Source organism: Methylobacterium oryzihabitans (genome assembly GCF_004004555.2).
GTDB classification, from domain to species: domain Bacteria; phylum Pseudomonadota; class Alphaproteobacteria; order Rhizobiales; family Beijerinckiaceae; genus Methylobacterium; species Methylobacterium oryzihabitans.
Genome location: NZ_SACP01000018.1, coordinates 37,437 through 50,017 on the forward strand (window position 1 = coordinate 37,437; position 12,581 = coordinate 50,017).

At 72.9% G+C, this 12,581-nt stretch carries 7 protein-coding genes; 2 read left to right on the plus strand and 5 right to left on the minus strand.

All coding sequences use genetic code 11. From position 1 onward, the window contains the following. Window positions 1-323: 323 nt before the first annotated feature. Window positions 324-3,845, plus strand: coding sequence for a PAS domain-containing hybrid sensor histidine kinase/response regulator (locus EOE48_RS18035; RefSeq protein ID WP_127731667.1), 3,522 nt, complete (start codon window positions 324-326; stop codon window positions 3,843-3,845). Between the two features lie 240 nt (window positions 3,846-4,085). On the opposite strand, the gene EOE48_RS18040 is transcribed toward EOE48_RS18035, so the two are convergent. From EOE48_RS18040 to EOE48_RS18050, 3 genes are read right to left on the minus strand one after another with little or no spacing between them, the layout of a single operon-like run. Further along, on the minus strand, window positions 4,086-7,205 hold the full coding sequence (locus tag EOE48_RS18040; RefSeq protein WP_127731669.1) for an efflux RND transporter permease subunit: 3,120 nt from the start codon (window positions 7,203-7,205) through the stop codon (window positions 4,086-4,088). 9 nt (window positions 7,206-7,214) lie between these two features. Further along, window positions 7,215-8,474: an efflux RND transporter periplasmic adaptor subunit gene (locus tag EOE48_RS18045; protein ID WP_127731671.1), complete on the minus strand. Its 1,260-nt coding sequence runs from the start codon at window positions 8,472-8,474 to the stop codon at window positions 7,215-7,217. Then, window positions 8,471-9,115 (minus strand): TetR/AcrR family transcriptional regulator, encoded by a 645-nt coding sequence (locus tag EOE48_RS18050; protein WP_246154579.1) that lies wholly within the window; start codon window positions 9,113-9,115, stop codon window positions 8,471-8,473. Before EOE48_RS18050 ends, EOE48_RS18045 begins: the two co-directional genes overlap by 4 nt. Before the next feature lie 355 nt (window positions 9,116-9,470). Between EOE48_RS18050 and EOE48_RS18055 the strand changes: the two genes are divergently transcribed. Beyond that, entirely contained in the window at window positions 9,471-10,301 is an 831-nt protein-coding gene (locus EOE48_RS18055; RefSeq protein ID WP_187371458.1) for an alpha/beta fold hydrolase, read from the plus strand. Between the two features lie 114 nt (window positions 10,302-10,415). Here the strand turns inward: EOE48_RS18055 and EOE48_RS18060 are convergent, their stop codons facing one another. After that, window positions 10,416-11,066, minus strand: coding sequence for a cupin domain-containing protein (locus tag EOE48_RS18060; RefSeq protein ID WP_127731675.1), 651 nt, complete (start codon window positions 11,064-11,066; stop codon window positions 10,416-10,418). Between the two features lie 3 nt (window positions 11,067-11,069). Beyond that, the gene (locus EOE48_RS18065) at window positions 11,070-12,368 is read right to left on the minus strand and encodes an NAD(P)/FAD-dependent oxidoreductase (RefSeq protein WP_127731677.1); all 1,299 of its coding nucleotides are present in this window, start codon (window positions 12,366-12,368) and stop codon (window positions 11,070-11,072) included. Window positions 12,369-12,581 lie beyond the last annotated feature (213 nt).

The following is a 12,581-nucleotide window of genomic DNA, read 5'->3' on the forward strand; positions in this document are numbered from 1 at the left end:
TAAAGAAAAAGCGCCCCTTTCCCGGGCGCATGCAGCGTCAGCGGAATGCGACCCGGGATCCAGCACAAGAAGTCGCGAAGCGTCCATACCCAGCGATAGTGCTGGCAGACGGAGCCGCTTCGCGGCGCATCTGACGTCTGGATCCCGGATCTCCTTCCGCTGCGCTTCAGTCGTCCGGGAAAGGGGTGCTTCGCGCGGTCAATACTAGGGTCAGCCACGCAAACAGGCTCTGAGCCTCCGCCGGTGGCGTCGCGGCCGTTCCCGGCTACAAGGGACGCGGCCGGACGGGACCAACCTCCCGCCGGACGGGAGGACGAGCCCCGATGATCGCCGGCTGGGCGGTGGTGCTGACGGCACTGCTCTACATCTGCGGCCTGTTCGTGGTCGCCCATTGGGGCGACGTCTCGGGCCGGCGGCTGATGCGCGACGAGCGGGTGCGCCCGACCGTCTACGCCCTGTCGCTCGCGGTCTACTGCACCTCCTGGACCTTCTTCGGCTCGGTCGGGGTGGCGAGCCATACCGGGCTCGACTTCCTGACGATCTATGTCGGGCCGATCCTCGTCATCGGCTTCGGCCACCGCCTCGTCGCCCGGGTGGTGCGGATCGCCAAGGCGCAGAACTCGACGTCGATCGCCGACTTCGTCGCCGCGCGCTACGGCAAGAGCGAGCGCATCGCCGCCCTCGTCTGCCTCATCGCGCTGATCGGCGCGATCCCCTACATCGCCCTGCAACTGCGCGCCGTCACCGCCTCGCTCCAGGTCGTGCTCCAGACCGTCGACACCCCCGGCAGCGGCTTCAGCCCCGGGGCGGTCGGCGATCTCGGCCTGTTCGTCGCCCTGGTGCTCGCCGGCTTCGCCGTCGCCTTCGGCACCCGCCACGCCGACGCCACCGAGCACCAGGACGGCCTCACCCTCGCGGTCGCCCTCGAATCGGTGGTCAAGCTCCTGGCCTTCCTGGTGGTCGGCGGCTTCGTCATCGGCTGGATGTTCGGCGACATGCCGGTGCTGCCGCCGGACACGATCCTGCCGCGCACCCTCGACCTCGTCGGGCAGACCTCCGGCATCGGCACGCTCGCGGTGCAGACCCTGCTGTCGGCCGGCGCGGTGCTGCTGCTGCCGCGCCAGTTCCACATGGCGGTGGTGGAGAACCGGGCGCTCGCCGACGTGAGCCGGGCGGCCTGGACCTTCCCGCTCTACCTCGTGCTCATCAACCTGTTCGTGGTGCCGCTGGCGCTCGCCGGCCTCGCGCTGTTCCCCCACGGCACGGTCGAGCGCGACATGACCGTGGTGGCGCTGCCCCTGAGCGAGCGCGCCGACGGCATCGCCCTCGTCGCCTTCATCGGCGGCCTGTCGGCGGCGACCGCGATGGTGATCGTCGAGTCGGTCGCGGTGGCGATCATGATCTCCAACCACCTCGTGATCCCGGTGACGCTGCGGCGCCACGACCGCGGGGCGGGGGCCCAGGCCGGCTCGGACCTCGGCACCTACGTGCTCGGGGTGCGCCGCGGCGCGATCGTGGTGGTGATCCTCGCCGCCTACGCCTATTCGCGCATCGCCGGGGACGTGGCGCTCGCGGCGATCGGGCTCCTGTCCTTCGCCGCGGTGGCGCAGATCGGGCCGGCCTTCGTCGGCGCCCTGTTCTGGCGCCGCGGCACCGGGCCGGGCGCCGCCTGCGGGCTCATCGCCGGCCTCGCGGTCTGGGCCTGGACCCTGCTGCTGCCGAGCCTGCTCGGCGAGGGGGTCGGGGCCGGCCTCCTCGCCGCCGGCCCGTTCGGCATCGCGGCGCTGCGGCCGTCGGCGCTGCTGGGCCTCGACGGCCTGCCGCCCCTCGTCCACGGCACCCTGTGGAGCCTCGGCCTCAACGCGGCGACCTATGTCGGGGTCTCGCTGCTGCGCCCGCCGAGCGCGATCGAGCGGCTCCAGGCCGACGCCTTCGGGCCCGGAGCCGGTCCGCGGGCGCCGAGCTTCCGGCTGTTTCGCCCTGCCGTCACGGTGGCGGAGCTGCGCGCCGCCGTCGCGCGCTTCCTCGGCGAGGAGCGGGCGACCCGGGCGTTCGACGACTTCTCGATGGCGCAGGGGCGCGGGCCCCTGCCCGACGACGCGCCGGCCGGCCTGCCGGAACTGCGCCACGCCGAGCATCTCCTCGCCTCGGCGGTCGGGGCGGCCTCGGCGCGGCTCGCCCTGTCGCTGCTGCTGCGCCGGCGCAACGTCTCGCCGCAGGCCGCGCTCCAGCTCCTCGACGACGCCTCGGCGGCGTTCCAGTACAGCCGCGACCTGCTCCAGCAGGGGCTCGACCACGCCCGCCAGGGCATCACGGTGTTCGACCGCGACATGACCCTGATCGCCTGGAACCGCGCCTTCGCCGACCTCTACGACCTGCCGGCCGAGATGATCCGCCCCGGCATCACCCTCGAGGAGATCGTGCGCTTCAACGCCGGCCGCGGCTCCTACGGCGAGCGCGACGCCGACGACCTCGTGCGCGAGCGCATCGCCGCCTTCCGGCAGGAGGCCGGGCCGCAGCGCCTGCGCCTGCATCCCCGCGGGCGGGTGATCGAGATCCGCGCCAACGGCCTGCCCAACGGCGGCGTGGTCGCGACCTACACCGACATCACCGACCTCGTCGCCACCGAGGAGGCGCGCACCCGCCTCAACGAGGAACTCGAGCGGCGGGTGCAGGAGCGGACCGAGGAGCTGACCCGGCTGAACGCGGCGCTGACGGTCGCCAAGGCCGAGGCCGACGAGGCCAACGCCTCGAAGACCCGGTTCCTGGCGGCGGCGAGCCACGACATCCTCCAGCCGCTCAACGCCGCCCGGCTCTACGCCACCGCGCTGATCGAGGAGGCCGGCGAGCCCCGCCCGCTCGCCGAGAACGTCGCCGCCTCCCTCGACGCGGTGGAGGAGATCCTCACCGCGCTCCTCGACATCTCGCGCCTCGACACCGGCGCGCTCAAGCCGCGGATCTCGGCCTTCCGCATCTCCGACCTGCTGCGCCAGATCCAGCGCGAGTTCGAGCCGATGGCCCGCGAGAAGGGGCTGCGGCTCACCGTGATGCCGTGCGCGCTGGCGGTGCGCTCCGACCGGCCGCTGCTGCGCCGGGTGCTCCAGAACCTCGTCTCGAACGCGATCAAGTACACGCCCTCGGGCCGGGTCCTGGTCGGGGTGCGCCGGCGCGGCGACCGGGCGGTGCTGACGGTGTGCGACACCGGGCTCGGCATCCCGCAGGCCAAGCGGGGGGTGGTGTTCCAGGAGTTCCAGCGCCTCGACCAGGGGGCGCGGATCGCCCGCGGCCTCGGCCTCGGCCTGTCGATCGTCGAGCGGGCGACGCGGCTGCTCGACCATCCCCTCGGCCTCGCCTCCGAGCCGGGCCGGGGCTCGGCCTTCACCGTGGCGGTGCCGGTGACGCGGATGCGGGCGCTGCCCGAGACCGCCGGCGAGGCGCCGCGCCCGGCCTCGGTGCCGCTCGCCGGCCTCACCGTGCTCGCCATCGACAACGAGCCGGCGATCATCGACGGGATGCGGACCCTTCTGACGAGCTGGGGCTGCGCGGTGCGCACCGCCGGCTCGCTGCACGAGGCGCTGGGCCCGGTCCTCGCCGGGACGCTGCGCCCGGACGTGATCGTGGCCGACTACCACCTCGACGACGGCCACGGCCTCGACGCGATCACCGCCCTGCGGGCGGCGCTGGCGACGGACGTGCCGGCGGTGCTGCTCACCGCCGACCGCTCGCCCCCGGTGCGCGAGAGCGCCGCCGAGCAGCGGGTCCAGGTGCTCAACAAGCCGCTCAAGCCCGCGGCCCTGCGGGCGCTGCTGACGCAGTGGCGGGCGCAGCGCGCGGCGGCGGAGTGAGGGGGGCTGGCGGCCGGGTGAGGCGCGTGAACCCTCCCCCCACTGCGGGGGAGGGTGGCGAGCGGAGCGAGCGCAGCGGGACGTAGTCCCGCCGAGAGGGGACGCCGTTTCCGGATCTGGCTCGGCGGCCGTGCAGTGCGCCAACCTAGAACAGCGTCGCGTTCCCCTCTCCCGCCCGGCATACGCCGGGCACCCTCCCCCGCAGTGGGGGGAGGGTCAGGCATCGCGGATCCTGGCCCCCTACTCCGCCGGCGTGCCCCTTGCCGCCGGCAGGCGGCCGCGGCGCAGGCCGAGGATCAGCCGGGTCGTGCCGGTGCCGAGGCGGTCCATGTAGAGGTAGAGCACCGGGGTGATGAACAGGGTGAGGAGCTGCGACACCAGCAGGCCCCCCACCACCGCGACGCCGAGGGGCTGGCGCAGCTCGGCGCTGGCGCCGTGGCCGATGGCGATCGGCAGGGTGCCCATCACGGCTGCCGCCGTCGTCATCATGATCGGGCGGAAGCGCAGGAGGCAGGCCTCGCGGATCGCCGCGGCCGGGGTCCAGCCCTGCTCGCGCTGGAGCACCAGCGCGACGTCGATCATCATGATGGCGTTCTTCTTCACGATGCCGATCAGCATCAGCACGCCGATGATCGCGATCACCGACAGGTCCATGCCGAAGAGCTGGAGCGCGCCGAGCGCGCCGATCGCCGCCGCCGGCAGGCCGGTCAGGATGGTGAGCGGGTGGATGAAGCTCTCGTACAGGATGCCGAGCACGAGGTAGATCGTGACGACCGCCGCGGCGAGCAGCAGGCCCTGGTTGGCGAGCGCGTCCTGAAAGACCTGGGCGGTGCCCGCGAAGGTCGTGGTGATGGTGCCGGGCAGCGTCAGGTCCTGCTTGATCCGGGCGATGCGCTCCACCGCCTGCCCGAGCGCCACGCCCGGCGGCACATCGAACGAGATCGTCACCGCCGGCAGGAGGCCGAGCTGGTTGATCGAGAGCGGGCCGGGCGTGCGGGTCACCGTGGCGATCGCCGAGAGCGGCACCAGCCGGCCGCCGGAGGCGCGCAGGCGCACGTCGTCGAGGCGGTCGGCGGTCCAGTTCAGCCGCGGGTCGAACTCCGTGATGACCTGGTAGCTGTCGGCGGTGCCGTAGATGGTCGAGATCTGGCGGGTGCCGAAGCCGGTATAGAGCGTCTGTCGGATCTGGTCGGAGGAGATGCCGAGCGCCCGCGCCTTGTCGGTGTCGACCGAGATCGACGCCTGCAAGGCCGCGTTCTGGAGGTCGTTGGTGACGCCCGCGAAGGTGGCGCGGTCCGCCGCCATCGCCTCGGTGAGGCGGGTGGTCCAACGCTCCAGCTCGATCCGGTCGAGGCCCTGGAGCACGTACTGGTACTGGCTCTTCGACTGGCGCCCGCCGAGCCGCAGGTTCTGCACCGGGGTGATGAAGACCTGGATGCCCGGCAGGGCCGCGAGGTCGCGGCGCAGGTCGGCGATGGTCTTCGCCAGCGGCGGCCGCCGGGCGCGGTCCTTCAGCTCGACGAAGAACGAGCCCTGGTTGAGGGTGCCGGTGAAGCCGTTCGAGCCGGCGCGGCTGACGACGTGGGCCACCGCCGGGTTGCGGGCGATGATGACCTCGGCGTCGTGCTGGAGCGCGCTCATCGCGTCGAACGACACGTCCTGGCCGGCCTCCGTCGCGATCGAGAGCTGGCCGATATCCTCGGAGGGGAAGAAGCCCTTCGGGATCGCCACGAACATCCAGGCGGTGATCCCGACCGAGGCGAAGAACACCACCAGCACCGCGAAGGGATGGCGCAGGCTGAGGTCGACGCCGCGCTCGTAGCCCGCCTGCATCCGGGCGAATCCGCGCTCGAACAGGTTCTTGCGGGTGCCGTGGCCGGCGGCCTCGGCCGGCAGGCGCGCGGCGAGCATCGGGGTCAGCGTCAGCGAGATCACCGCCGAGGCGACGATCGCGATCGTCACCACGACCGCGAACTCGTTGAAGATCCGCCCGACGACGCCGCCCATCAGCAGCACCGGGATGAACACCGCGATCAGCGAGACCGTGATCGACAGGATGGTGAAGCCGATCTCGCCGGCGCCCTTCAGCGCCGCCTCGAACGGCTTCATCCCCTCCTCGACGTGCCGGACGATGTTTTCCAGCATCACGATCGCGTCGTCGACGACGAGGCCGACCGCGAGCGTGAGCCCGAGCAGCGAGATGTTGTCGATCGAGTAGCCGAACAGGTACATCGCCCCGAAGGTGGCGATGATCGAGATCGGCACCGCCACCGACGGGATCAGGGTCGCGGCGAGGCGGCCGAGGAACAGGTAGATCACCGCGACCACGAGGCCGATGGTGAGGACCAGGGTGAACTGCACGTCGTGCACCGCCTCGCGGATCGACAGCGAGCGGTCGTTCATCACCGTGATGGTGCCGCCGGATCCGAGCTGCTCCTGGAACTTCGGCAGCATCGCCTTGACGCGATCGACCACCTCGACGGTGTTGGCGTCGGGCTGGCGCTGCACCGCGAGCACGAGGTTGCGCCTGCCGTCCATCCACGAGGCGATGCGGGCGTTCTCGACCGAGTCGATCACCCGGGCGACCTCGCCGAGACGCACAGGCCGGCCGCTGCGCACCGCCACGATGATGTCGCGGAACGCCGTCGCGTTCATGAGCTGGGTGTTGGTCTGGATGGTGAGGTTCTGGCCCTGGCCCTCGACCACGCCGACCGGGGTCGAGGTGTTGGCGTTGACGATCGCCGCCTGGACCTCGTCGACGCCGATGCCGCGGGCGGCGAGCACGTTGGGGTCGAGCTGGATGCGGACGGCGAATTTCTGGCTGCCCCACACCATCACCTGCCCGACGCCGGTGATGGTCGACAGCGAGGGCGACACCACCGTCTGGGCGAAGGCGTCGAGGGTCGGCAGCGGCGTGGTCTCGCTCGACAGGGACAGCAGGATCACCGGCGCGTCGGCGGGGTTGAGCTTGCGGAAGCTCGGCGGGATGGTGAGTTCGATCGGCAGCCGGCGCAGGGTCCGGGTGATCGCCGCCTGCACGTCGGCGGCGGCCTGGTCGATGTTGCGGGTCAGCTCGAATTCGAGGGTGATCGAGGTGAAGCCCTGGTAGTTCGTCGCCGAGATCGTGGCGACCGAGGGGATGGTCGAGAATTCCTTGATGAGCGGGGTCGCCACCGAGGCGGCCATCGAGTCCGGCGAGGCGCCGGGGAGCTGGGCGGTGACCGAGATCGTCGGGAAGTCGACGGTCGGCAGCGCCGCCACCGGCAGGAAGCGGTAGGCGAACAGGCCCGAGAGCGTCAGCGCGATCGACAGCAGGATCGTGGCGACCGGGCGGCGGATGAACGGGGCCGAGAGGTTCACGGGGGTCCCCTACTCGATCAGGGTCTTGCGGGACTGGGGCGTCGCGGCGCGGGCCTCGGGGCCGGCATCCTGCGGCACCTCGGTCACCGGCACGCCGGCGCGGGCGCGGAACTGGCCCTCGACCACCACGCGCTCGCCGGCCTTCAGGCCGGCCGCGATCGCGGCGGTGCCGTCCTGGGCCGACAGCACCTCGACCCCGCGCCGCTCGACCACGCCGTCGCCCGGGCGCACGACCCAGACGTAGCTGCCCTCCTGGCCCGGCTGCACCGCGACCTGCGGCACCGTCACGGTGCCGGGCCGGGTGCCGAGGTCGACCTCGACCCGGACGTACTGGCCCGGCCACAGCCGGTCGTCGTCGTTGGGAAACAGCGCCCAGGCGGCGACGGTGCCGGAGGTCTGGTCGACGCTCGAATCGACGAAGGACAGGGCGCCGGTGGCGAGCAGCGCGTCGCTGCCGCTGGCGCGCACCCGCACCGTCGCGGGCGCCCGGCCGGCCAGCGCCGCGCGCAGGAGGTCGAGCTCGCGCTCGGGCAGCGAGAAGGTCGCCCGCAGGGGCTTCATCTGCGTGATGGTGACGAGGCCGGTGCCGGCCGAGTCGTTGCCCTTGACGAGGTTGCCCGCCGTCACCCGCACGGTGCCGAGGCGGCCGGCGATCGGCGAGCGGATCGTGGTGTAGTCGAGCCGGACCTTGTCGGCCTCGATCGCGGCCTGGGCGGCGGCGACGTTGGCCGCCGCGACCTTGGACTCGGCGGTGGCGACGTCGAACTGCGCCTGCGAGGCCGAGTTGCGGGAGAGCAGTTCGCCGACGCGGCGCACGTCGTTCTGGGTGCGGACCTGGGTCGCCTGATCGCGGGCGAGCGCGGCCTCGTCGCGGGTGAGCTGGGCGCGGATCTCGCGGTCGTCGAGGCGGTAGAGCACGTCGCCGGCCTTCACCGACTGGCCGTCGCGGGCGAGCTGCTCCGTGATGACGCCGTCGATCCGCGAGCGCACCAGCACGGTGGCGATCGGCTCGATCCAGCCGACGGCGGTGCGGGTCACCGGCAGGTCGGCGCTGCCCGCCGCCACCGTGCCGACGTTGACCCGGGCCGGCACGGCCGGCTTCGGGGCGGCCGGGGGCGCGGCGGCCGGCGGCAGGTAGGCCGCGAGGCTCGGCGGCAGTGCGGTGCGGGTCTCGCCCCAGGCCGCCCCCGGGTCGCCCCCGTGGCGCAGGAGCATCCAGCCGGCGCCGCCGGCGAGACAGGCGGTGACGAGGAGCAGGGCGCGGATCATGCGAGCACTCGGAGCGGAGGAGCGGCCCGCGGCACCGCCGCGGTCCCGGCCCGAAGGCCGTCGAGGAAGAACGCGGCGACCGCCTCGGGCGCGGGGGCGCGCCGGCCGGTGCCGTGGGCGGCCATGCGGATGCCGCCGAGGATCATCATCACGGCGAGGTCGACGTCCGGCACGGTGAAGCTGCCGGCGGCGGCGCCGTCGCGCAGCAGGGCGGCGAGCGCCCCGCGCAACCCGTCGAAGCCCTCGCGCAGGACGCGCCGGCTGCGCTCGCCGAACTCGCTGCCCTGGCTCTCGATGGCGTGAAGCGCCGGCGACAGCCCGCCGACCCGGCCGAGCACCAGCACCACCGCCGCCCGCAGCCGCGCCGGGTGGTCGGGCTCGCCCTCGCGCGCCGCGCCGATCGCGTCGCGCAGGTCGGCCAGGGTCCAGGCGAGCCCGTCGATGAACAGCGCCTCCTTGGTCGGCACGTAGCGGTACAGCGTCGGCTTGGCGACGCCCGCCGCCGCGGCGACCGCGTCCATGTGGACTTCCGGGTAGGGCAGCTCGGCGAACAGCCGCATCCCGGCGGCCAGGATGCGGCGGCGCCGGTCGGGATCGGGCGCGCGACGGAGCGCCGGGCGGGTCCTGCGGATTGAACTCACGAGTTCAGTGTCCCGCGAAGCCACGGAGAGACAAGGACGACGATCCGCGACATTCCGACACATGGTATCGCCCGAGGGTCCGGAGGCCCGTTCACGCTACGGTTGCGCAGACCGGTCACGAGCCGGTCCCGGAGGCCGCCGGGCCGGCGACGGAGGAGATCTTCCCCCGATCCTGTTTCCGCACGATGAACGACCGGCCCGGACGCGGCCCCGACTCGGATCCTGCGTATCCGGGTCGGATTCTGCGCATCCGGGTCGGATCTTGCATAACGGGCGGGACCGGTCCGCCGGACTGACCGGTCCGACGACTGCCCGCATGGCCGCCCCGGACCTGCGACGCGAAAGGATGAACCCGATGGGTACGATCACCGTGAGCGACGGCACCGAGATCTACTACAAGGATTGGGGACCGAAGGACGCATCGGTCGTCGTGTTCCATCACGGCTGGCCGCTCAGCGCCGACGACTGGGACAACCAGATGCTGTTCTTCCTCGGGCACGGCTTCCGGGTCGTCGCCCACGACCGGCGCGGCCACGGGCGCTCGTCGCAGACCGACACCGGCAACGAGATGGACACCTACGCGGCCGACGTCGCGGCGCTGGCCGCCGCCCTCGACCTACGCGGGGCGGTGCATGTCGGCCACTCCACCGGCGGCGGCGAGGTCGCGCACTACGTCGCCCGGGCCGAGCCGGGCCGGGTCGCCAAGGCGGTGCTGATCGGCGCGGTGCCGCCGGTGATGGTCCGCTCCGAGCGCAACCCCGAGGGCCTGCCGATGGAGGTGTTCGACGGCTTCCGCGCCGCGCTCGTGGCGAACCGGGCGCAGTTCTACCGCGACGTGCCGGCGGGGCCGTTCTACGGCTTCAACCGCGACGGTGCCAAGATCTCGCAGGGCGCGATCGACAACTGGTGGCGCCAGGGCATGATGGGCGGCGCCAAGCCGCAATACGACTGCATCAGGGCGTTCTCCGAGACCGACTTCACCGAGGACCTGCGGGCGATCGACGTGCCGGTGCTGGTGATGCACGGCACCGACGACCAGATCGTGCCGATCGCCGATTCCGCCCTCAAGGCGCATCCGCTCCTGAAGCACGGCACGCTCAAGACCTACGACGGCCTGCCGCACGGGATGTGCACGACGCATCCCGAGATCATCAATCCCGACCTGCTTGCCTTCATCCGCGGCTGAGCGCCCGGGTCATACGGTTTCTGATTGATCGCTTCGCGATGCAGAAACCGGCTTCGCTCAGTCGCCGCGCGGGCTGGTGATACGGTTTTCGGAACTGATCGTCCGAAAACCGTATCACTCCGGCGTCGCGTAGGCGGGGCCGGCCATGATCCAGACGAACTCGGCCGGGCGCGGACCGTCGTTGACGAGGACGTGCGGCAGGTCGGCGTCGAACTGGAAGCTGTCGCCTTCGGTCAGCACCGCCTCGCACCCCGCCACCGCGAGGCGGACCGCGCCGCGCAGCACCAGCCCGGCCTTCTGGCCCTTCTCGCGGATCATCTCGTCGATGCGCGAGCCCGGCGGCATGGTGATGAGCAGGAAGCGCAGGCCCTCGGTGGCCGGCGGCGACAGGATCGCCTTGTCGACGGCGAACGGCCCGACCGTGAGGTGAGGCCGCGCCCCGCGCCGGCGCACGAAGGCCGGGTCGGCGCCCGCCGCCGGCTCGCCCTCGATCAGCGCGCCGAGCGAGACGCCGAGGGCGAGGCGCAGGCGGTCGAGGGTGCGCAGGCTCGGATTGCCGAGTCCGCGCTCGATCTGGCTGATGAGGCCCGCCGCCACCCCGGCCCGCAGCGCGAGGTCGGCGGTCGAGAGCCCGCCGCGCTGGCGCAGCGCCCGGACCCGGGCGCCCATGGCGGCGGTGTCGAGGCCGTCGCGATCCCCCGAGGGATCGGCGGCCTCGGCGCCCTCTGACTCGGCCCGCCTCCGGGGCGGCGTCTGCGCGTCCATGGCTCAGGCCGTCCGGCGGCGGGTACGGCGGGCAGCGAGGCGGTCCTGGAGGCTGAGCCAGGCGAAGACGCCGGGCATGAACCACGCCTTGCCGTTCATCAGCGGCACGAAGCCGGGAGCGCGGAAGTCGAGCGCCGACTGGCCCGCCCCGTCTCCGAGCACCTGGAGCGCCGCCTTCTGGCCGGCCCAGCGCGCCCAGACCACGCCCGAGCCGCAATAGCCGGCGGCGTAGCGCACCCCGCGCCGGCCGAAGATCCGCGGGATCATGTCGCGGTTCATCGCGACGTGGCCGAACCAGCTGTGGCTGATCTCGGTGCCGTCGAGGGTCGGGAAGATGTCGGCGAGCGCCCGGCGCAGGTTGGCGGTCGGCCAGTCGGGATCGCCCGCCACCGTGCCGTCGCGGCCGCCGAACAGGATCCGGGTCCCGTCCGGCGAGGGCCGGTAGTAGTAATGCAGCCGCCGGGTCTCGGTGTACATCATCCGGGGCGGCATCAGCTCGCCCATCAGGTTGGGCGAGAGCGGCGCCGTCGCGATGATGCGGCTGCGCACCGGCACCAGCCGGCGCCGCAGCCAGCGGTCGGCGGCGTCGGTGTAGCCGTTGGTGCCGACGATGACGTGGCCGGCCCGCACGGTGCCGCGCGCCGTCGCGACCTCGTGGCCGGTGCCCTCGGGCCGGATGCCGAGCACCGCCGTCTCGCCGTGGATCGTCGCCCCGGCGGCGCGGGCGAGCCGCAGCATCCCGGCATGGAACTTGGCCGGGTGCAGGCCGCCGATGTCCATCCGGACGTTGCCGCCGTGGTAATAGTCGGTGCCGATGTAGGCGCGCTGCTCGGCGCGGGACACGGGGTGGGCCTCGATGCCGAGGCTGCGGTGCAGGTGCTCGGCCTCGCGGGCGAGGCCGTCGTAATCCTCCGGCGTCGCCGCACCGGCGAAGCGGCCGGTGAGGCGGAAGTCGCAGTCGATGCCCTCGTGCGCGATGAAGGCGTAGAGGTCCTCGCGGGCGGCCTTGGCCTCGGCCAGCACCGCGTCGGCCCGGGCCTCGCCGAAGCGGCGCACCATCTCGGCCCGGCTCAGGCGCAGGTTGCCGCTGGTGATGCCGCCGTTGCGGGTCGAGGCGCCCTCCCCCGGCCGCAGCCGGTCGAACACCTGGACCGACCGCCCGGCCCGCGCGAGGGTGATCGCCGCGCTCAAGCCGGTATAGCCGGCCCCGACGATCGCCACGTCGCAGGCCGGCGCCACCGGCCGGGGCGGCTCGGCGGTGAGGGGGGCGGCCTGCCACCAGTAGGCGTCGCGCTCGCTCATCGGGGTCTCCCGTTGGTTTTCGTGTCGGTGCGTCGCGGGGCTTGGGCGTGGAGGGACGAGATTCGGATCGGCGCGGGTCCCCCCTCTCCCGAGTGGGAGAGGGGCCGGGGGTGAGGGTGGAGACGGTGCCGGATAAGACACTGACCGATAAGCTGCCCAGCTCGACGGTTCAGGGTCTTTGCGGCGGCCGAGCCACCCTCACCCCTACCCCTC

What these genes read in the sequence shown, in the direction of transcription:
- EOE48_RS18055 (WP_187371458.1), top strand. Translation starts at nt 9,471, where the DNA reads ATGGGTACGATCACCGTGAGCGACGGCACCGAGATCTACTACAAGGAT.
- EOE48_RS18060 (WP_127731675.1), bottom strand. Translation starts at nt 11,066, where the DNA reads ATGGACGCGCAGACGCCGCCCCGGAGGCGGGCCGAGTCAGAGGGCGCC.
- EOE48_RS18065 (WP_127731677.1), bottom strand. Translation starts at nt 12,368, where the DNA reads ATGAGCGAGCGCGACGCCTACTGGTGGCAGGCCGCCCCCCTCACCGCC.
- EOE48_RS18035 (WP_127731667.1), top strand. Translation starts at nt 324, where the DNA reads ATGATCGCCGGCTGGGCGGTGGTGCTGACGGCACTGCTCTACATCTGC.
- EOE48_RS18045 (WP_127731671.1), bottom strand. Translation starts at nt 8,474, where the DNA reads ATGATCCGCGCCCTGCTCCTCGTCACCGCCTGTCTCGCCGGCGGCGCC.